This is a genomic window from Falsirhodobacter deserti (assembly GCF_004015795.1).
In the GTDB taxonomy this organism is placed as follows: domain Bacteria; phylum Pseudomonadota; class Alphaproteobacteria; order Rhodobacterales; family Rhodobacteraceae; genus Falsirhodobacter; species Falsirhodobacter deserti.
Genome location: NZ_ML137218.1, coordinates 1105362 through 1125932, shown reverse-complemented (window position 1 = coordinate 1125932; position 20571 = coordinate 1105362). Strand labels below are relative to the sequence as shown.

At 61.4% G+C, this 20571-nt stretch carries 20 protein-coding genes; 9 read left to right on the top strand and 11 right to left on the bottom strand.

The window, feature by feature from the left end:
• Genes modA through JX25_RS05695 form a run of 4 tightly spaced genes read right to left on the bottom strand, consistent with a single transcriptional unit; the run spans nucleotide 1 to nucleotide 4312 of the window.
• Nucleotides 1-735 carry a molybdate ABC transporter substrate-binding protein gene (modA, locus tag JX25_RS05705; RefSeq protein ID WP_128254101.1) on the bottom strand — a complete coding sequence of 245 codons (735 nt, stop codon included), beginning with the start codon at nucleotides 733-735 and terminating at the stop codon, nucleotides 1-3.
• On the bottom strand, nucleotides 735-2531 hold the full coding sequence (mdoH, locus tag JX25_RS05700; protein WP_128254100.1) for a glucans biosynthesis glucosyltransferase MdoH: 1797 nt from the start codon (nucleotides 2529-2531) through the stop codon (nucleotides 735-737). The genes modA and mdoH overlap by 1 nt, the downstream gene beginning before the upstream one ends.
• A 3-nt stretch (nucleotides 2532-2534) precedes the next feature.
• The gene (locus JX25_RS14790) at nucleotides 2535-2705 is read right to left on the bottom strand and encodes a hypothetical protein (protein ID WP_164876072.1); all 171 of its coding nucleotides are present in this window, start codon (nucleotides 2703-2705) and stop codon (nucleotides 2535-2537) included.
• Nucleotides 2690-4312, bottom strand: coding sequence for an OpgD/OpgG family glucan biosynthesis protein (locus tag JX25_RS05695; RefSeq protein WP_128254099.1), 1623 nt, complete (start codon nucleotides 4310-4312; stop codon nucleotides 2690-2692). Before JX25_RS05695 ends, JX25_RS14790 begins: the two co-directional genes overlap by 16 nt.
• A gap of 342 nt (nucleotides 4313-4654) precedes the next feature.
• Between JX25_RS05695 and JX25_RS05690 the strand changes: the two genes are divergently transcribed.
• The 7 genes from JX25_RS05690 (at nucleotide 4655) to cysE (ending at nucleotide 11667) form a co-directional block, all read left to right on the top strand.
• Nucleotides 4655-5683 (top strand): PstS family phosphate ABC transporter substrate-binding protein, encoded by a 1029-nt coding sequence (locus JX25_RS05690; protein ID WP_128254098.1) that lies wholly within the window; start codon nucleotides 4655-4657, stop codon nucleotides 5681-5683.
• Nucleotides 5684-5775: 92 nt separating this feature from the next.
• On the top strand, nucleotides 5776-7236 hold the full coding sequence (gene pstC / locus JX25_RS05685) for a phosphate ABC transporter permease subunit PstC (RefSeq protein WP_128254097.1): 1461 nt from the start codon (nucleotides 5776-5778) through the stop codon (nucleotides 7234-7236).
• Nucleotides 7233-8582, top strand: coding sequence for a phosphate ABC transporter permease PstA (gene pstA / locus JX25_RS05680; protein ID WP_128254096.1), 1350 nt, complete (start codon nucleotides 7233-7235; stop codon nucleotides 8580-8582). Before pstC ends, pstA begins: the two co-directional genes overlap by 4 nt.
• Nucleotides 8583-8593: 11 nt before the next feature.
• Nucleotides 8594-9391, top strand: coding sequence for a phosphate ABC transporter ATP-binding protein PstB (pstB, locus tag JX25_RS05675; RefSeq protein ID WP_128254095.1), 798 nt, complete (start codon nucleotides 8594-8596; stop codon nucleotides 9389-9391).
• Nucleotides 9392-9400: 9 nt separating this feature from the next.
• Nucleotides 9401-10114 (top strand): phosphate signaling complex protein PhoU, encoded by a 714-nt coding sequence (gene phoU, locus JX25_RS05670; protein ID WP_128254094.1) that lies wholly within the window; start codon nucleotides 9401-9403, stop codon nucleotides 10112-10114.
• Nucleotides 10111-10803 (top strand): phosphate regulon transcriptional regulator PhoB, encoded by a 693-nt coding sequence (gene phoB / locus JX25_RS05665; RefSeq protein WP_128254093.1) that lies wholly within the window; start codon nucleotides 10111-10113, stop codon nucleotides 10801-10803. Before phoU ends, phoB begins: the two co-directional genes overlap by 4 nt.
• Nucleotides 10804-10863: 60 nt before the next feature.
• Nucleotides 10864-11667 carry a serine O-acetyltransferase gene (cysE, locus tag JX25_RS05660; protein ID WP_128254092.1) on the top strand — a complete coding sequence of 268 codons (804 nt, stop codon included), beginning with the start codon at nucleotides 10864-10866 and terminating at the stop codon, nucleotides 11665-11667.
• Between the two features lie 60 nt (nucleotides 11668-11727).
• Here cysE and JX25_RS05655 read toward each other — a convergent pair whose 3' ends face one another.
• From JX25_RS05655 to JX25_RS05630, 6 genes are all read right to left on the bottom strand, one after another.
• On the bottom strand, nucleotides 11728-13101 hold the full coding sequence (locus tag JX25_RS05655; protein ID WP_128254091.1) for a pyruvate dehydrogenase complex dihydrolipoamide acetyltransferase: 1374 nt from the start codon (nucleotides 13099-13101) through the stop codon (nucleotides 11728-11730).
• A 10-nt stretch (nucleotides 13102-13111) separates the two neighbouring features.
• Entirely contained in the window at nucleotides 13112-14509 is a 1398-nt protein-coding gene (locus JX25_RS05650) for a pyruvate dehydrogenase complex E1 component subunit beta (RefSeq protein WP_128254090.1), read from the bottom strand.
• A 13-nt stretch (nucleotides 14510-14522) separates the two neighbouring features.
• Nucleotides 14523-15509 carry a pyruvate dehydrogenase (acetyl-transferring) E1 component subunit alpha gene (pdhA, locus tag JX25_RS05645; protein WP_128254089.1) on the bottom strand — a complete coding sequence of 329 codons (987 nt, stop codon included), beginning with the start codon at nucleotides 15507-15509 and terminating at the stop codon, nucleotides 14523-14525.
• Nucleotides 15510-15625: 116 nt separating this feature from the next.
• The gene (locus JX25_RS05640) at nucleotides 15626-15919 is read right to left on the bottom strand and encodes an FtsB family cell division protein (RefSeq protein WP_128254088.1); all 294 of its coding nucleotides are present in this window, start codon (nucleotides 15917-15919) and stop codon (nucleotides 15626-15628) included.
• Between the two features lie 87 nt (nucleotides 15920-16006).
• Nucleotides 16007-16936 carry a class I fructose-bisphosphate aldolase gene (locus JX25_RS05635; protein WP_128254087.1) on the bottom strand — a complete coding sequence of 310 codons (930 nt, stop codon included), beginning with the start codon at nucleotides 16934-16936 and terminating at the stop codon, nucleotides 16007-16009.
• Nucleotides 16937-17043: 107 nt separating this feature from the next.
• Nucleotides 17044-18231, bottom strand: coding sequence for a phosphoglycerate kinase (locus tag JX25_RS05630; protein ID WP_128254086.1), 1188 nt, complete (start codon nucleotides 18229-18231; stop codon nucleotides 17044-17046).
• 115 nt (nucleotides 18232-18346) lie between these two features.
• On the opposite strand from JX25_RS05630, the gene JX25_RS05625 reads away from it, so the two are divergent.
• Together JX25_RS05625 and JX25_RS05620 are read left to right on the top strand one after the other, a co-directional pair.
• Nucleotides 18347-18853 carry a peptidylprolyl isomerase gene (locus JX25_RS05625; RefSeq protein WP_128254085.1) on the top strand — a complete coding sequence of 169 codons (507 nt, stop codon included), beginning with the start codon at nucleotides 18347-18349 and terminating at the stop codon, nucleotides 18851-18853.
• Nucleotides 18846-19400: a peptidylprolyl isomerase gene (locus tag JX25_RS05620; protein ID WP_128254084.1), complete on the top strand. Its 555-nt coding sequence runs from the start codon at nucleotides 18846-18848 to the stop codon at nucleotides 19398-19400. Before JX25_RS05625 ends, JX25_RS05620 begins: the two co-directional genes overlap by 8 nt.
• Nucleotides 19401-19433: 33 nt before the next feature.
• On the opposite strand, the gene JX25_RS05615 is transcribed toward JX25_RS05620, so the two are convergent.
• The gene (locus JX25_RS05615; RefSeq protein WP_128254083.1) at nucleotides 19434-20516 is read right to left on the bottom strand and encodes a DUF475 domain-containing protein; all 1083 of its coding nucleotides are present in this window, start codon (nucleotides 20514-20516) and stop codon (nucleotides 19434-19436) included.
• Nucleotides 20517-20571 lie beyond the last annotated feature (55 nt).

Sequence of the window (20571 nt, the reverse complement as noted above, 5' to 3'; positions counted from 1 at the left end):
CTATCTCAGGACCTCGAACCCCTGCTGCCGGAAAACAGCCGCAGCGTTGTCCGAGGAGAGATATTCCAGAAACGCGCCACCAACCATCGAGCCTTCCACCTGTGCGGCGGGATAGACGATTGCGTCATGGCTTTCGGCAGGAAACCGTGCGGTAATCTGCACCCGCGGTTCTGCCGCAGCGTCAGAGGCATAAACGACGCCGAAAGGCACTTCACGCATGGCAACCAGCGCAAGGGCCCCGCGCACATCATCCGCCTGCGCCACATGGTCCGAAACAGCATCCCAGAGACCAAGGTGCGACAGGGCCTGCCGGCCATAGATGCCTGCGGGAACCGCCTTCACCAGCGCCATCGCAAGATGTTCATCCCCAAGGGCCGCAGGAAGGTCGGACAGTGCGACAGGCTGCCCCCCCGCCGCCGCGATCAACACCAGTGCATTGCCCAGAAGGTTCCGCCGCGACTGCGGGGCGATTGCATTGCTGCTTTCCGCCTCGTCCATCCACGCGGTGGAGGCGGAGATGAAGATATCAGCCGGCGCGCCCTGCATGATCTGTTTGGCAAGCTGTGCCGAGCCTGCATAGGACAGGGTGACATTGTCGCCGGTTTGTTCCGACCAGTCGGCGGCAATCTGGTCCAGTGCCGTGCGTAGGCTGGCGGCGGCAAAAACTGTCACATCCTCTGCCTGCGCCGCGCCACAAGCAGCGATGAACGCGCAGGCAAGAATACCTCTTTGCATCATGCAGGCGTGACCCCCGAGCCTGACGGGGCGGGTTGCGTCACGACCGATGCGGAAACCGGGCCCTGCCATGCCGCCAGAATACGATCCTGCCTTTGCATGACGGGCGCGGGGTTCAGGTCCATCGGCGTGATGAACAGGTTGGTGCGGCTGCTCTTGGACGTCCACGAGACGATGAAGGGCGCAACGATCATCGGCACCGCGATCGGAAGCAGCCACGGCACCAGTCCCGGCGCAAGGAACCATGTCGTGGCAAGCACCACGGCCCCCGTCAGGACGATCCACCACGTTGCCGTCCAGCTTTCGCCGACGCCAAGTGTGCCATCGCCACGATTGTTGGTGGGCCAGCCGCCATCCGCCCCGAACACGACCTGAAGCACCGAACGTGTCTGGAACATCATCAGGATCGGCGCGGTGATGGAGGAAAAGACCAGCTCCATCAGCGTGGAGGACAGCGCGTTCCCTGTGCCGCCGAACGCACGTGCCCGGCCGGAAAGCGCCGCGTCGGCAGCCACCAGCAGTTTTGGCAGGAACAACAGCCCGAAAATGCCGATGGCAAGCCCGATCGCCTTCCACGTTTCATCCGAAGGAAAGACGGGGAAGGGCCACCCTTCCACCGGGAAATAGTTCACGGGCGGTGCAAACCACGGTGCGAAGATCGACGAAACAATGAACCCCAGCCAGAACAGGGGCGAGATATAGCTGAGGATGCCCTGGATGAACACGAAGCGGTTCCACGAGCGCAGTCCCGGCGCCCCCACGATCTTGGAATGTTGCAGGTTGCCCTGGCACCAGCGACGGTCGCGCTTGGCATGGTCGATGATGTTTTCGGGGCCTTCCTCGAAGCTGCCTTCCAGATCGTCATCCAGCCGGACGATCCAGCCGGCCCGTGCCAGAAGGGCGGCCTCGACGTAATCGTGACTCATGATATGGCCGCCGAAAGGGGGCTTGCCCGGCAGTTCCGGCAAGCCGCAGCTTTCCGCAAACGCACGCGACCGGACGATGGCGTTATGGCCCCAGAACGGCCCGGTATCGCCCTGCATCATGGCAAGGCCGCGCGCGAAGATGGGCGAATGGAAGCTGGCCGAGAATTGCATCGCACGTCCGAACCGCGCCTTGGCACGGGTGACCTTGGGAAGGGTCTGCAGCAGGCCAAGCTCCGGCTCTGCCTCCATCCGGCGTGCCATCTCGACGATGGTCGTGCCTTCCATCAGACTGTCCGCATCAAGGATCAGCGCGAAATCATAGGCACCGCCCGCGCGCTGGAAGAAATCCTCGATGTTGCCGGCCTTGCGGCCCTTGTTATTGGTGCGGCGGCGATAGAACATCCGGCCAGCGCCGTCGCATTCATCCACCAGACGCCCGAACCAGATCCGCTCTTGCTCCGCAACGTCGTCGTTGCGGGTATCGGACAGGATCGCGAAGTGGAAATGCCGGGCATATCCGGTTGCTTTTAGTGACGCGTCCATCGCGGCAATCCGCGAATAAACGGTCACGGGATCTTCGTTGTAAACGGGGACGAGGATCGCCGTCTTGCTGTTCAGCCCGTTGAAGGGCGGCAGCTTTGGCGGGCGGGGCTGCGACAGAAGGCCAAGCACGGCCTGCACCGCCCCCCATGCCAGCCAGAAGGTCGAAATGAGGATGAACGCGGAACGGACAATGTCCATCGCGTCCAGCCCATCGGACCATCCGAACTGCAGGAAAAGCATGAATGCGCCGGAGGCGGCCAGTGCGCTCAGCGCAAGGCCGAGGGTCCGGGGAATGAACGCCCCCGAGCGACCCGCCGTTCGGCCCATGTGTCAGTGACCCGTCTTGATGGCGCGCGGCCACGTGAACTTGCGCAGCGAGAACCAGCTGGCCGAAGTAAGCACCTGCTTCGGCATCGCCAGCGGGGCGTTGGGCAGGGCGCCCAGGTTGCCTTCATCTGCTTCGGGTTGCGTGTTGGGGGAGGACATTATGCGTTCATCCATTGGTAAAGCCATGTCTCGGACAATTTGCGGCCATAACCGGCTATGTGCGCGGCGAGTTCCACGACTTGGCCCTTGCCTGCCCGAACATCAAGGACCAACCTCCACATATCCGTACTGGGAATACGCACGAGGCTGGAATGTTCCAAGGTTCCGTTGCCGACATTGATCACGGGATCAAGCTTGGCATCGACCGGCAGGTTGGCAATCACGCCGCCGCGAAAATCGATAACGAACTTCCGGAAATTCTCGCCGTTGTTCAGGCCGGAAACGCCCCCTACGCCGGTGCGGGTTTCGGTAACAAAGGCCAGCCGGTCATGCGTTTCGGACGCAAGGGCGCCCCAGCGCAGAGAATAAGCGAATTCGCGCGAATCGCCCTTGTTGAACGAACCTTCCGGTATCCAGAAAACGACGATGTTGTCGTTCACTTCGGAATCCGTCGGAATCTCCACCAGGCGGACGGTACCCTTGCCCCATTCGCCCATCGGCTCCACCAATGCCGAGGGGCGGCGTTCGTAACGGGCCTCAAGATCCTGGAAATTCTCGAATTCCCGGTCGCGCTGGAACAGCCCGAACGAGCGTGGGGATTCCTCCGCCAGATACGAGCCGCTCAGGCGAGGGGGGTTGTTCAGTGGCCGCCAGACACGGTCGCCTGAAAGACGCTCGATGAACAGGCCGTCGGAATCGTGCACGTTCGGGCGGAAGTCATCGAAGGCCGACCGGTTCGTATTCGAATAAAGGTACATGGAGGTCAGCGGTGCGATGCCCAGCTGCGCCACGTCCTGCCGCGCGAAGATGCGGGCCGTCACCAGCATCACCGTTTCTTCGCCCGGTGTGATGACGAAACGATACGCGCCGGTTACTGACGGGCTGTCCAGCGTCGCATAAACGATGACCGTGTTCGATCCGTCGGCCGGATGCTCCAGATAGAAGCGCGAGAAGCGGGGAAATTCTTCCTGCTGGTTCGTTGCGGTGTTGACCACCAGACCACGGGCCGAAAGACCATAGCTGTTGCCGCGGCCAAGCGCCCGGAAATAGGAGGCCCCAAGGAAGGCCACCAGTTCATCGAAGATGTCGGGGCGGTTCAGCGGCGTCGACAGGCGGAACCCCGCGATGCCGGGCAGTTCCAGGTGCGGCTGGAAGCGATCGGCAAGATCGTTGTAATATTCGAAATCGTCGGTCGAGAAGTGCATCTCGGTCGCGGCACCGTCGGATACCTCGAACATCCGGACGGGTTGGGAATACAGCCAGCCCATGTGGAAGGCCGCGACGCGGAAAAGGTTTGTAGGATCATCGGCCCAGCGGGCGTGATCAGCCCGGAAGTTGATGTTCCTATAATCATCGTATTTCAGATCGCCCAGCACACCTGCCGGCCGTTGCGGCTCCTTATAGGGCTGCGTCGCGGCTTCCCGCATCTCGTCGGTCAGCATGTCGAAGCTGAACGGGCTGCTTTCCGCAGCGACGGGCGCCGGTGTTTCTGCTTCCGGCTGAACCTGCGGTTCGGAAGGTGTGGCAGGGGGCGGGGCTTCTTCGTCCTGCGCCCATGCCGGAAGGCCGGCCAATGCCGTTGCCGCCACCCCGCTGGACAGCAAGAGGCGTCGCGAAATCATCGGTCGATACACGGGCAAATCAGGCTCCACATGACTGCGACCGCCATAAGATTCGGTCTTTTCTGCGTATATTGTCCACCCTGCACCGGAGGCAAGGAAACGGACGGGGCGTTGCATTATTTCGGCGCGTTCCTGCCAAGTGTGACAAAGAAATCGCGTAATTCTTAATCGTTTTATCCCAGAAAACTGGGGGGTTACAACATCCGCGTGACGGGTGCAGGGGATGGGGGCACGGATTGTCATAAAAGCGTCGCAACTTTCTTACATACCGTTCGCACAGGCCGTCTAACTCACGGTTGAGGGACCTTTGAAAGGTCCTCGGACGCTCATAAGGAGACCGAGATGTCGTTCAACAAACTGACTGTTTCGACGCTGGCGATCGCCGCTGTCTACGCCACGGGCGCTTACGCGCAAGGCCGCGATCAGGTTCAGGTTGCCGGTTCGTCGACCGTGCTGCCCTATTCCACGATCGTTGCCGAAGCCTTCGGCGAAAACTTCGATTTCCCGACGCCGGTCGTGCAATCGGGTGGTTCGGGCGCCGGTCTGGCCCAGTTCTGCGAAGGCGTTGGCGAAAACACGATCGACATCGCGAACGCTTCGCGTGAGATCAAGGACAGCGAGATCGAGACTTGCGCCGCCAACGGCGTGACCGACATCATGCACGTCCGCATCGGTTACGACGGCATCGTTTTTGCTTCCGACGTGAACGGCAACTCGTTCGAGTTCACCCCGGCCGACTGGTACAAGGCGCTGGCCGCCCAGGTCGTCGTCGACGGCGAACTGGTGGACAACCCCTACACCACCTGGAACGAAGTGAACCCCGATCTGCCCGAGCAGCCGATCATGGCCTTCATCCCGGGCACCAAGCACGGCACGCGCGAAGTCTTCGAAGAGAAGGTGCTGGCCGCTGGTTGTGAAGAATCGGGCGCCCTGGAAGAAATGACCGCGATGTCCGACGAAGACACCGCAGAAGCCGCCTGCGTTGCAGTCCGCACCGATGGCCGTTCGGTCGACATCGACGGCGACTACACCGAAACGCTGGCCCGCATCCAGTCGGACCCCAACGGCATTGGCGTTTTCGGCCTTTCGTTCTACGAGAACAACACCAACTCGCTGCAAGTCGCAACGATGTCGGGCGTCGAGCCGTCGACCGAAACGATCGCTTCGGGTGAATACCCCGTTTCGCGTCCGCTGCAATTCTACGTCAAGAAGGCCCATATCGGCGTCGTTCCTGGCCTGAAAGAGTTCGTGACCTTCTTCGTGTCCGACGACATGGCCGGCCCGAACGGCCCGCTGGCTGCCTATGGCCTGGTTTCCGATCCGGAACTGGCACAGACGCAAGCCGCTGTTGAAGCCGAAGAAACCATGTAAACGGGCGCGGATGAGGGGGCGTCCGGCCCCCTCGTTCTGCCACACAGCCCGGTCGAACCCTCGACCGGGCCTTCTTTCAGACGAGAGACCCAATGTCAGTGCTCTGGATAACGCTGATCGTCCTTGCCATCGCCGCCATCGCCTACGGCGTGTCGCGGCGCAAGGCCATCGAAGAGACCAAAGGCGATGTGCGAAGGTTGCACTCGCTCCCGTCCTACTATGGATGGTTCAGCTTCATTTCATCGGCGGTCCCCGCGTTTCTGGTGCTTCTTGTCTGGCTAGTTATCCAGCCCATGATCATCGGCAACCGCGTGAACGATGCGCTGCAATTGCCGGAAGACGCCACCATCGTGCAAGGCATGGCGGCCACCCGCGATGCGCGCGCCGTGTCCGTTGCCCTTGACGAGGCGCTGTCCCGCGGTGTTCTGCAACAGGGTGACATCGCGCAATTCGCAGCCGATCCTGCCTCGCTTGGTCCCGCCTTGCGCGATGCCGATATCGAGCTTTCGGTGATCGTGACGCCCCAGCTTCTGGATGCCGCGCGCGTCTACAGCTCTACCGTTTCCATGTTGAACACACTGATGGCGATCGTGGTCATCGGGATCGCGATCGTTGGTGCCGGCTATGCTATCCGCCGCATCACACCCGATTTCCGTGCCCGGAACGTGGTTGAACGGATGGTCATGCTGCTGCTGATCGGTGCATCCGTTATCGCTATCCTGACAACGATCGCAATCGTCCTGTCGATGGTGTTCGAGACCGTCAACTTCTTCCGGCAATATCCCTGGACCGAATTCTTCTTCAGCTTCACCTGGGCCCCGGTTTTCCAGGGCATCAGCCAGCTTGGCCTGCTGCCACTGCTGTGGGGCACGCTTTACATCAGCGCGATCGCGCTGGCAGTTGCTGTTCCGATCGGCCTTTTCTCGGCGATCTATCTGGCGGAATACGCATCCAAAAGCGTTCGTTCCGTCGCAAAGCCGCTGATCGAGATCCTGGCCGGTATCCCGACCATCGTTTACGGTCTGTTTGCGCTGATCACCGTCGGTCCCCTGTTGCGGGACTGGATAGCGCAACCGCTCGGCCTTGGTTCGTCGGGCAGCTCGGTTGCGACGGCCGGCCTGGTGATGGGCATCATGATCATTCCTTTCATCTCCTCGCTCTCGGACGACATCATCAACGCCGTGCCGCAAAGCCTGCGTGACGGCTCGCTTGGCCTTGGTGCGACGCGGTCCGAAACGATCCGGCAGGTTGTTCTGCCGGCGGCGCTTCCCGGAATCGTTGGTGCTGTTCTTCTTGCCGCCTCGCGAGCGATCGGTGAAACGATGATCGTCGTGCTGGGGGCAGGGGCCGCAGCCCGCATCAGCGGCAACCCGTTCGAGGCGATGACGACGATCACCGTGAAGATCGTTTCGCAGCTGACAGGCGATACCGACTTCAATTCGCCTGAAACGCTGGTGGCCTTCGCATTGGGTCTGACGCTTTTCGTCATCACGCTCACGCTCAACATCTTCGCGCTGTACATCGTGCGCAAATACCGGGAGCAATACGAATGACCGACATCTCTGCATCCCCTGCGGGGAAGTCCAAAGGCTCGTCCCTGCTGGAGTTGGACAGTCGGACCCGCCGCCGCAACGCTGCCGAGCGGAGGTTTCAGATCTATGGGATCGTGGCCATCGCCATCGCCCTTGCGGCGCTGCTGATGCTGCTGGTGTCCATCTTCTCGGGTGGCTCCTCCGCCTTCCGGCAGACCTTCGCAACCTTCGACATGACGCTTCCGGCCGAACAACTGGACCCGGAAGGCAATCGCGATCCTGCCGAAATGGCCCGAGTGACCACAATCGGTTACCAGAACGTCCTGAGGGCCGGCCTGGTCGCGGCGGTGCGCGACGCAGGGATCGTTCCGGATGGCGTGGCAGATGCCGACATCACGGGCATCCTCTCGCCCGAGGCGGCTGCCGATCTGCGCAACCGCGTTCTGGCAAACCCAGATCTGATCGGGACGACGGTCGATATCGATGCGCTGGTGCATGGCCGTATCGACGGCTACTTCAAAGGGCGCGTAACGATGGAATCGGCCGTGCGTGACGCCAACATAACTCCCGAACGGCTGCAGATCGCAGAAGCGATGGTCGAAAACGGCCTGATGTCCACGCGCTTCAACTGGGGCTTCGTAACGAAGCCGGACGCGTCGGACCAGCGCCCCGAGGCTGCAGGCCTTGGCGTCGCGCTTCTGGGCTCGCTTTACATGATGCTTGTGGTTCTGGTGCTTGCCGTTCCGATCGGTGTCGCCGCGTCCATCTATCTTGAGGAATTCGCCCCCAAGAACCGGTTCACCGACGTGATCGAGGTCAACATCTCGAACCTTGCCGCCGTGCCGTCGATCGTGTTCGGTATTCTGGGCCTTGCGATCTTCATCAACTTTGCGCATCTGCCGCAATCGGCACCCATTGTGGGCGGCCTGGTCCTGACGCTGATGACGGTACCGACGATCATCATCTCGACCCGTGCATCGCTTCGCGCGGTTCCGCCCTCGATCCGCGACGCCGCCCTTGGCGTCGGGGCGAGCCGGATGCAGTCGGTGTTCCACCATGTGCTGCCGCTGGCAATGCCGGGCATCCTGACAGGCACCATCATCGGTCTGGCGCAGGCACTTGGCGAAACGGCTCCGCTGCTGCTGATCGGCATGGTCGCCTTTGTCCGCGACTATCCCGATGCACCGCCCGAGGGGTTGTTCGATCCGGCCTCGGCCCTGCCGGTTCAGGTATACAACTGGACCCAGCGTGCCGATCCGGCCTTTGTCGAACGCGCCTCTGGTGCCATCATCGTTCTGCTCGCCTTCCTGCTGGTCATGAACGCCATCGCCATCATTTTGCGCCGCCGCTTTGAACGTCGCTGGTAAGGATACACATTATGAATGACATGAGAATTGTGGAGAGAGACGTGTCCACCGCCGAAATCAAGATCAACGCGCGCGACGTGAACGTGCATTATGGCACCAGCCACGCGTTGAAGAACGTGGACATCGAGATCCTGAACAACAACGTGACGGCCTTCATCGGGCCGTCCGGTTGCGGCAAGTCCACCTTCCTGCGCTGCCTGAACCGCATGAACGACACGATCCCGTCGGCGAAGGTTTCGGGTCTGATCGCGCTGGACGGCGAAGACATCTACGACTCCAAGGTCGATCCCGTGCAACTGCGCGCCAAGGTCGGCATGGTGTTCCAGAAGCCGAACCCGTTCCCCAAGTCGATCTATGACAACGTTGCTTATGGCCCGCGCATCCATGGCCTTACCCGCTCCAAGGCGGAACTGGACCAGGTCGTGGAAACCTCTCTGAAAAAGGCCGCGCTTTGGAACGAGGTGAAGGACCGTCTTCATTCCCCGGGCACGGGCCTTTCGGGTGGCCAACAGCAGCGTTTGTGCATCGCGCGCGCTGTCGCGACCTCGCCCGAGGTTCTGCTGATGGACGAACCCTGCTCCGCGCTTGACCCCATCGCGACCGCCCAGGTGGAGGAGTTGATCGACGAGCTGCGCAACCAGTTCGCCGTGGTCATCGTGACCCACTCCATGCAGCAGGCTGCGCGCGTCAGCCAGAAGACCGCCTTCTTCCACCTTGGTAATCTGGTGGAATATGGCGAAACCGGACAAATCTTCACCAACCCGCGCGATCCGCGCACCGAAAGCTATATCAGCGGCAAGATCGGTTAAGGAGGGCACATGGCCAACGAATCCCACATCCTGTCGGCTTTCGATCGCGATCTTGAAGCGGTTCAGGCGATGATCATGAAGATGGGCGGCCTCGTCGAGGCGTCCATCAATGATGCAGCCCGCGCGCTGGAAACACGCGATGACGAACTGGCCGAGCAGGTGCGCCTTGCCGACAGCGCGATCGATGCGCTGGAAGAACAGGTGAATTCCGAATGCGCCCGCCTGATCGCCCTGCGTTCACCGACTGCCGGCGATTTGCGCACCGTTCTGACTGTCATCAAGGTTGCTGGCAGCCTCGAACGCTGCGGCGACTTTGCAAAGAACCTGGCAAAGCGCGCAACCGTTCTGTCGCAGATGGCACAGATCCCCGGCGCCACCCTTGCGATACGCCGGATGGCCCGCACCGTCGAGCTTCAGCTGAAGGACGCGCTGGATGCCTACATCCAGCGGGACGAGCATCTGGCACGCGAAGTCCGTCAGCGTGATGCGGAAGTCGACCAGATGTATAACGCGCTGTTCCGCGAGTTCCTGACGCATATGATGGAAGATCCGCGCAATATCACCGCCTGCATGCATCTTCACTTCATCGCCAAGAATATCGAACGGGTGGGCGACCACGCGACGACCGTTGCCGAACAGGTGATCTACCTCGTAACCGGCTCCATGCCGGAAGAGGTTCGCCAGAAAGGCGACACCACCGCCTTCGTCGGAGCGACGGAATGACCGGATCCGACCAGCCGACTGTCCTTCTTGTCGAGGATGAGCCGGCACAGCGCGAAGTGCTGTCCTATAACCTGGAAGCAGAAGGCTTCCGCGTCGTTCAGGCCGGCAACGGTGAGGAGGCCCTCGTCCTTGTGGACGAGGTATCTCCCGATGTGATGGTTCTTGACTGGATGATGCCGAACCTTTCGGGGATCGAAGTCTGCCGTCAGCTGAAGACCCGGCCCGAAACGCGCAGTCTTCCGATCATCATGCTTTCCGCGCGGTCGGAAGAGGTGGACCGCGTTCGCGGTCTGGAAACCGGCGCCGACGATTATGTCGTCAAACCCTATTCGCTGGTGGAGTTGATGGCGCGGGTGCGCACGCAGCTTCGCCGGTCGCGCCCCGCATCGGTCGGGATCGTGCTGGAGTGGGACGATATCCGGCTGGATTCGGAAACCCACCGCGTTTACCGCGGCGACAAGGTGCTGAAGCTTGGCCCGACAGAATTCCGGCTGCTGACAACCTTCATGGAGAAGCCGGGCCGTGTTTTCAGCCGCGAACAACTTTTGGATCGCGTCTGGGGTCGTGACATCTATGTCGATACGCGGACAGTGGATGTGCATATCGGCCGGCTTCGCAAGGCGCTTTGTGCTTTTGGCGGGGATGATCCGCTTCGTACGGTTCGCGGCGCGGGATACGCACTCGGCTGAGGGGTCGCGTAACTTTCGGAGCGCTGCTAGAGTAGGCAGGTAATTCCGAAGGACCGTCCCATGGCTGAGACTCGCGCCAACATTTCGACACTGGATCCCGTCTGGCAGACGATCTGCGAGGAGGCCCAGCAAGCGATCCGGGATGAGCCGCTGATCGGCGGTTTCGTGCACGCCAGCCTGCTTCATCACCCGACGATGGAGCGGGCCTTGGCGTACCGATTCGCGTTGAAGCTATCCTCCAACGATATGAGCGAGCAGATCCTGCGCGAGATCGCGGAAGAGGTTTATACCTCTGCGCCCGATATTGTGCAGATGGCGCGGGCGGATCTGATGGCCGTCTATGACCGTGATCCTGCCTGCCATCGGTACTTGCAGCCGATGCTGTATTTCAAGGGCTTCCAGGCGCTTCAGGCCTATCGCATCGGCCACTGGCTTTGGAACCACGACCGGCGCGACATGTCGTATTTTGTGCAGATGCGCGTGTCCGAAGTGTTCGGAGTGGACATTCATCCGGCAGCGAAGATGGGGCGAGGCGTCATGATCGACCATGCCCATTCCATCGTGATCGGTGAAACAGCGGTGGTCGGTGACAACGTGTCGATGTTGCACTCCGTGACCCTTGGTGGAACCGGCAAGCAGGATGGCGACCGTCATCCGAAGATCGATGAAGGCGTGCTGATCGGGGCGGGAGCCAAAGTGCTTGGCAATATCCGCGTTGGACGGTGCAGCCGGATCGCAGCCGGATCCGTCGTGCTGCAGGATGTGCCATGCTGCACAACCGTCGCAGGGGTTCCCGCACGCGTGGTCGGGGAAGCGGGGTGCGCCCAGCCTTCCGTGAACATGGATCACCTCGTCAACGAATGATCCAAAGGAAAACGGCCGGAGGAAACCTCCGGCCGTTTGGACGATAGATGGATGCTGGCCTCAGGCCAGCATCGCGATCGGATTTTCGAGATTTTCGACAATCGCCTTCAGCAATTCAGCGCCCAATGCACCATCGATCACCCGGTGATCGACCGACAGCGTCATCGACATCATCGTGGCGACCGTCAGTTCACCATCCTTACCCACGACAGGCTTCTTCAGGCCTGCGCCAACCGCAAGAATCGCACCATGCGGCGGGTTGATGACGGCGTCGAAATTCTCGATCCCGAACATGCCAAGATTGGAGATGGCAAAGCTGCCGCCTTGATATTCATGCGGCGCCAGCTTCTTGTTGCGTGCCCGCATGGCCATATCCTTCATCTCGGCAGAAAGGGCCGAGAGAGATTTCTGATCCGCATCTTTCAGGATCGGCGTAAACAGGCCACCTTCGATCGCAACAGCGACTGCCACATCCGAGGCCTTCATCTTAAGGATCCGATCATTCGCCCAAACAGCGTTGGCATCGGGAACCTGTTGCAAGGCCAGCGCGCAGGCCTTGATGATGAAGTCGTTGACGGAAAGCTTCACGCCGCGACCGGACAGCTGTTCGTTCAGCGTTGCGCGGAACTTCATCAGCGCGTCCAGCGAAACCTCGCGCCGCAGATAGAAGTGCGGAACGGTCTGCTTGGCTTCCGTCAGGCGTTTTGCAACCGTGCGACGCATGCCGTCCAGCGTCACCTCTTCATAGGTGCGGCCTTCATACATCTTCTTGACCGTATCGGCGCTGCTTGCGGCCGGCGCGACAGGGGCGTCTGCCTTCGGCGCCTCTTGCTTACCGGTCGGAGCCAGCGACTTTGCTGTCGCCGGTTTCGCGGCCTCGACATCCGCTTTCACGATACGGCCACGCGGGCCGGTGCCGCTGATCTGCGTCAGATCCAAGCCTTTGTCGGCGGCAATCCTGCGGGCCAGGGGCGATGCGAAGATGCGCTTGCCATCGGCCTTCGGTGCTGCCGGTGCGGTGCTTCCGGAAACGCGGCCTGCGGGTGCAGGCTGCGTCGGGGCTTTTGCGGTGGTATCCGTCTTGCCTTCGCCTTCGGGTTCCACCTGTTCCTGCCGGCCAACCTTTTCTTCTTCGGTATCGGCCTTTTGCGCCTCCTCGGTGGAGGAGCCCGAGGAGGCGGGAACATCCTCGCCTTCCTCGATCAGGATCGCGATGGGCTGGTTCACTTTCACGCCACCGGTGCCTTCCGCCACGAGGATCTTGCCCATCGTGCCTTCGTCCACGGCCTCGAATTCCATCGTGGCCTTGTCGGTTTCGATCTCGGCGATCACCATGCCGGAGGTGATCTCGTCACCTTCTTTCACCAGCCACTTGGCCAGCGTGCCTTCCTCCATCGTCGGGGAAAGGGCGGGCATCAGGATTTCGGTTGCCATGCGTCCCTCCTCAGCGATAGCAGACGGATTTCACAGCGTCGATCACCTCGGCCGTGGTGACAAGCGCCAGCTTTTCAAGGTTTGCAGCATAGGGCATCGGAACGTCCTTGCCTGTCAGGTTGATCACCGGCGCGTCCAGATAATCGAAGGCCTGCTGCATGATCGTCGCCGACAGGTGGTTGCCGATGGAACCGACAGGGAAGCCTTCTTCCACCGTGACGCAGCGGTTCGTCTTGCGAACCGATTCCAGCACGGTTTCATAATCGATCGGGCGCAGGGTGCGCAGATCGATCACCTCGGCTTCGATGCCTTCCTCGGCCAGCTTGTCAGCCGCTTCCAGCGCATAGGTCATACCGATGCCGAAGGACACGATCGTCACGTCCTTGCCTTCACGCCAGACCCGTGCCTTGCCGAAGGGGATCGTGAAATCCTCCAGAACCGGAACTTCGAAGGAACGGCCGTAAAGGATTTCGTTCTCAAGGAAGATGACCGGGTTCGGATCGCGGATCGCCTGTTTCAGCAAGCCTTTCGCATCGGCTGCGGAATAGGGCATCACGACCTTCAGGCCGGGAATCGCGGCATACCACGCGGCATAGTCCTGGCTGTGCTGCGCACCCACGCGGGCGGCGGCACCGTTCGGCCCGCGGAACACGATCGGACAGCCCATTTGACCGCCGGACATGTAAAGGGTCTTTGCGGCAGAGTTGATGATCTGGTCGATCGCCTGCATTGCGAAGTTGAATGTCATGAACTCCACGATCGGGTTCAGACCGCCGAATGCCGCGCCGACAGCAAGGCCCGTAAAGCCATGTTCGGTGATCGGCGTGTCCACGACGCGCTTCGGCCCGAACTCGTCCAGCAGACCCTGCGAGATCTTGTAGGCGCCTTGGTATTCGCCCACTTCCTCGCCCATCAGGAAGACATTCTCGTTCCCGCGCAGTTCTTCGGCCATGGCTTCGCGCAGGGCTTCCCGCACGGTCATGGTCTTCGTCGGGGTGCCTTCGGGAAAGTCCGGCGACCGGTCACGCTTCCCGGGAACCGAAGCGCCGGGCGAGGTCACGACCGGTTGGTCCATGTGCTTCACGTCCGAACCTTCGGGTTTCTCGGGCTGCTTCTCCTCGTCCGTCTGGACGGGGCCGGATGCTTCCAGATCGTCGGCGCTTTCGCCTTCTTCGACCAGAACAGCGATGGGCGTGTTCACCTTCACGCCGGCAGTGCCTTCGGCGATCAGGATCTTGCCGATGATACCCTCATCGACTGCCTCGAACTCCATCGTGGCCTTGTCGGTCTCGATCTCGGCCATGACCTGACCGGATTTGACCTCGTCACCCTCTTTCACCAGCCACTTGGCCAGCGTGCCTTCTTCCATCGTCGGCGACAGGGCCGGCATCAGAACTTGCGTTGCCATTGTCTCGCCTCCCTTACGCGTAAATATCCGTCCAGAGCTCGGACACATCCGGCTCCGGGCTTTCCTTCGCGAACTCGGCGGATTCGTTCACGACAGTCTTGATGTCCTTGTCGATCGCCTTCAGCTCCTCGTCCGAGGCGTGGCCGCCCTGAACCAGTAGCTCGCGCACGTTCTCGATCGGGTCTTTTTCCGAACGCATCTTCTCCACCTCGTCGCGGGTGCGGTATTTCGCCGGGTCCGACATGGAGTGACCACGATAGCGGTAAGTGTTCATCTCAAGGATATACGGGCCTTTGCCCGCGCGGCAGTGTTCCACCGCCTTCTGACCTGCAGCTTTCACCGCCAGCACGTCCATCCCGTCAACCGCTTCGCCAGCGATGCCGTAAGCCACACCACGTTCCCAGTAGGAGGGCGACTTGGTGGAGCGTTTGACGCTGGTGCCCATGGCGTACTGGTTGTTCTCGATCACGAAGATGACCGGAAGATCCCACAGCTGCGCCATGTTGTAGGTTTCGTAAACCTGGCCTTGGTTCGCCGCGCCATCGCCGAAATAGGCGAAGGTGACGTTGTCATTGCCGGCATACTTGTCGGCAAAGGCAAGCCCGGCACCGATCGGAACCTGCGCACCCACGATCCCGTGGCCGCCATAGAAGTGCTTTTCGCGGCTGAACATGTGCATGGAGCCGCCCTTGCCCTTGGAGTACCCCCCCTCGCGACCGGTCAGTTCTGCCATCACGCCATTGGCGCTCATTCCGCAGGCCAGCATATGGCCATGATCGCGGTAGGAGGTGACGCGCTTGTCGCCTTCCTTCGCCGCGGCCTCAAGGCCCACGACGACTGCTTCCTGCCCGATGTAAAGGTGGCAGAAGCCGCCGATCAGGCCCATGCCATAAAGCTGGCCGGCCTTTTCTTCGAATCGCCGGATAAGCAGCATGTCACGGTAATAGCCAAGAAGCTCGTCCTTGGAGACGTTGGGAATATCGGCCGGGTTCTTGGCCATCGCGTCCTCCTCCACACCAAAGCGGAAATAGTTTAGCCTTAAACTATCCATAGCGTATCATCTTGCGGGGCGGTAGCGCAAAATGAAATACGGTCGGTGCGGGATATAGCGCGCGATCAGCGAATGACGATTTCATCCGGGCGAACGTATCCCAGAATCTCGCGGGCCTGCTGGTCCAGAAGGTCAAGATCAAGGTACGCGTCCGACATCCGGCGCGTGCGGTTCTGCACGTCATCCAGCTGCGCCTGCAGCTTGTCCCGTTCGGCCTGAAGCTGTTCGGTCTGTGCGCGGATCTGCACCTGCTGGAACACGCCGTAATCGCCCTGAACGGCGGCGAAGGTGAAATAAAGGCCAAGGGTGGCCAGGATCATGAAATAGATCGTCGCGCCAAGCGCCGGACGGTTCGTCATCTTCTGCCTCGTGCCTGCGGCGGCACAATGCCACAGGGGCAGGCGGCAGGCAAAGGGTTTCCCGCGTAAGGCGGGAAACCCCTGGGATCAGGCCTGACCCTTGTAGATCGCGATCAGCTTGCCAAGCATTGCCAGCGCATCCTCGCGCGAGCGCTGGAACGAGTTGCGCCCGATGATGGAGCCGTTGCCGCCGCCGGCCAGAATGGCGCGCGCGTCGTCGTAAACCGCATCCTCGCCCTTGGTCGCACCGCCCGAGAAGACAATCAGACGACGACCGGCAAAGCTGGCCTGAACGCAATGCTTCACGCGCGCGGCCATGTCCGACACGTCGATCTGCTGCGCGTCATAGACCTTCTTGGCCTCGGGCTGCATGATGTGATCGGTGGACAGCTTGATCTTGATGATGTGTGCGCCCAGCAGCGCCGCAACATGCGCCGCATAGGCGGACACGTCGATCGCGGTTTCGCCTTCCTTCGTCACGGCTTCGCCGCGCGGATAGGACCAGATCACGGTCGCGATGCCCTTGGAGGCCGCTTCCTTGCGCATCTCCACGATCTCTTCGAACATGTCGAGCGCCATGTCCGAACCCGGATAGATCGTGAAGCCGATGGCGGCGCAGCCTAGCCGCAGCGCGTCATCGACCGAAGCCGTGACCGCCTGGTTCTTGCCTGCCGTGTCCGACATCAACGAGTTGGCAGAGTTTACCTTCAGGATCGTCGGGATCTGGCCAGCGAAGGTGTCGGCGCCTGCTTCCAACGGGCCCAGCGGTGCGGCATAGGCCGAAAGGCCTGCATCGATCGCCAGCTTGTAGTGGTAGTGCGGATCGTAGCCTTCGGGATTCGGCGCAAAGCTGCGCGCCGGGCCATGTTCGAAACCCTGATCCACCGGCAGGATGACCATCTTGCCGGTTCCGCCCAGCTTGCCTTCCATCAGCATGCGGCAGAGGTTGCCTTTCACGCCGGCGTTCTCGCCTTCGTAGTTGGCCAGAATACGCTGAACGGTTCTGGATGCACGCATCGTCATCTCCTTGAAAAATATCCGCCTTGCAGGTGTAGGAGGCGGGTAGGGACTACGCAATCTTGGTCGCGCTAACATGCCGCGCAACCATGATCTTTTTGCAAAACTCAGCCGAGTGCGGCGACGCCGGGCAGCGTTTTGCCCTCCATCCACTCCAGAAACGCCCCGCCCGCGGTGGAGATGTAGCTGAACTTCCCGGCAGCGCCGGCCTTGTTCAGCGCAGCGACCGTGTCACCGCCACCCGCGACCGATACGAGCCTGCCCGCAGCCGTCAGGTCTGCGGCCTTTTTCGCGGCGGCATTGGTGGCGGCGTCGAAGGGCTCGATCTCGAACGCGCCGAGGGGGCCGTTCCAGATCAGCGTTTCAGCCTGTTCGAACACCATGGCGATATGGGCCACGCTTTCGGGGCCGGCATCAAGGATCATGGCGTCGGCAGGGCAAGCTTCTGCCGTGACTGTTTCGCAAGCCGCGCCCGCCTTGAACTCCCGCGCGACGACGACGTCGATCGGCAGGATGACCTGGCAGCCAGCTTTTTGCGCCTTTTCCAGGATTTCGCGCACGGTGCCCGCCATATCGCGCTCGGCAAGGCTTTTGCCCACCTCGATCCCCTGCGCCACAAGGAAGGTGTTGGCCATGCCGCCACCGATCACCAGATGGTCCACGCGGGAAACGAGGTTGCCCAGAAGGTCCAGCTTCGTGGAAACCTTCGCGCCGCCCACGACGGCAACCACTGGACGCTTCGGCTGGCCAAGTGCCGCTTCCAGCGCCTTCAGTTCCGCTTCCATCAGCCGGCCTGCAACCGGCGGCAGGTGATGCGCGAGTCCCTCGGTCGAGGCGTGGGCACGGTGCGCGGCCGAAAACGCATCGTTGACATAGATGTCGCCCAGTGCCGCCATGGCCTTGGCGAGTTCGGGATCGTTCTTTTCCTCACCCTCATGAAAACGGGTGTTTTCCAGCAGGACGACCTCGCCCTCGCTGGTCTGGTCGATGATGTCCTTTGCAACATCGCCCACGCAGTCGCTGCCGAAGATCACGCGCATCCCAAGCGCCTGTTCCAGCGTGGGAACCAGCGGCTTCAGGCTCATCCCCTCAACGATCTTGCCCTTGGGGCGGCCGAAATGCGCCAGCAGCACCGGCTTGCCGCCCGCCTGCACGATATCGCGCACCGTGGGAACGATCTTCTCGATCCGCGTTGCGTCGGTCACGACGCCGTCTTCCATCGGCACGTTGATATCGACGCGCACCAGCACCGTCTTGTCCTGCATCTGCACGTCGTCCAGCGTTTTCCAGGCCATGCGAACCTCCTCTTGGCTGCGAAACAAGTTGCACCCGGCCGCTCATCCGTCAACGGTGCCTTTTCAGCGGGCGCCCGGCACATTAGGTTTGCCCCGAACCACAAAGGAGAGGCCGATGGCCGAGATCAAGGATCCCGAAAACACGATCATCATGACGCTGAAGGATGGCGACGTGATCATCCAGCTTCTGCCCGACGTGGCACCCAAGCATGTGGAGCGGATGAAGGAACTGGCCCGCGCCGGCGCCTATGACAACGTTGTCTTCCACCGTGTGATTGAAGGCTTCATGGCCCAGACGGGCGATGTGGCGAACGGCAATGCCGAAAACAACTTCGACCTGCGCCGTGCAGGCACGGGCGGTTCGGACAAGCCCGATCTTCCGGCGGAATTCTCCAAGGTTCCGCATGCCCGCGGCAGCCTTGGTGCGGCACGGTCGATGAACCCGAACTCGGCCAACAGCCAGTTCTTCATCAACTTCAACGACAACAGCTTCCTGAACGGCCAATACACCGTTTACGGCCAGGTTGTTTCGGGGATGGAACACGTGGACAAGATCGTCCGCGGCGAGCCGCCGCAAAACCCCGACCGCATGATCCGCGTTCGCGTGGCCGCCGATGCGTAAGTTTGTTCTTGCTGCCGGCCTTTCGCTGGCTGCCGGCGGGGCATTCGCGCAAGAGGATGGCCCGGGCCCGAACCTCGTGATCGACATTGCGGGGCAGGGTGCGAACGGTCAGGTCGTGATCGACCTTCTTCCCGAACTCGCGCCCAAGAACGTCGCGCAGGTCGTGGCGCTGGCCAAGGCCGGTGAATATGACGACGTGGTGTTTCACCGCGTGATCGACGGGTTCATGGCCCAGACGGGCGATGTGCAGTTCGGCAAGGGGGAGGCATCTGGCCGCTCTGGCACCGGCGGTTCGGACATGCCCGACCTTCCGGCCGAATTCTCGGACGAGCCGTTCGCGCGTGGCACCGTGGGCATGGCCCGCACGCAGGATCCGAACTCGGCCGACAGCCAGTTCTTCATCATGTTTGCGCCGGGCGATTTCCTGAACGGGCAATACACCGTCATCGGTCATGTCATCGAGGGCATGGACGTGGTGGATGCCATCACGAAGGGGGAACCGCCGCAGAACCCCGACCGGATGGTTCAGGTCACTGTCGAGGAATAAGCAAAAGGCCCGCGTGATGCGGGCCTTTTTATTTTAGTGCGCTTGCGGTTCGGCATCCGGATTGGACCGGTTCCACCGGATCGACGACCAAAGCGCGATCCCGATCAGGCAGGCGCCGCCAAGGCCGGTGAAGACCTCGGGGATGTGGACGCCGGGAATGGCTTGCACATACATGATGATCGACAGGATCAGGATGGCATAGAAGGCGCCGTGTTCCAGATACCGGTACTGGGCCAGCGTACCGCGTTCCACCAGCATGATGGTCATCGAACGCACATACATCGCGCCGATACCCAGACCGATTGCGATGATGAACAGGTTCTGCGACAGCGCGAAGGCCCCGATCACCCCATCGAACGAGAAGGATGCGTCCAGCACCTCCAGATACAGGAACGCGCCCAGACCGCCCTTGGCCGCCGCATTCGCCGTTTCCTGCGACTTGTCAAGAAACGCCCCCAGAACCTCCACCAGAAGGAAGGTCAGCAGGCCATAGACGCAGCACAGAACGAAGGTGTAGCGGTCGGCCCCTTCGGGCAGCAGGCGCGAGATCAGGAGCGAGACGACCAGCACGAACGCGATCTCCAGCCCCTTGATGGAGGAGTAGCGCTGTGCCCAGGCCTCGACGCCGGGAACCCAGTGGATGTCCTTTTCATGATCGAAGAAGAAGCTGAGCGCGACCATCATCAGGAAGGTACCGCCGAACGCTGCGATGGGCATATGGGCGTCATGCATGATGGCGGCATACTGCTCCGGCTCGGCCGCGGCCATGACGATGGCGGCCCATGGCCCGACATTCGCCGCGATCACCACGATCAGCAGGGGGAAGATGATCCGCATGCCGAAAACGGCGATCAGGATGCCCCATGTCAGGAAGCGGCGCTGCCAGACAGGGTCCATCGTTTTCAGCTTGTTGGCGTTGACGATTGCGTTGTCGAAGGAAAGCGAAATCTCCAGCACGGCCAGAACCGCGCAAATGAAGAAGACCGAAGCTGTCCCGCCAAGCGTGCCGGTCGTGCTCCACCCCAGCCACGCGCCAAGGGCAAGGCCAATTACGGTCGCCGCAAAGGCCCATGTCAGGTAGGAGAGTGTGGATTTCGGTGCGGAGGAAGTTGTCATGCAGCCCCCCCCGCCACGGCTGTGGAAAACAGCAGATGGCTCATGATTCATACGT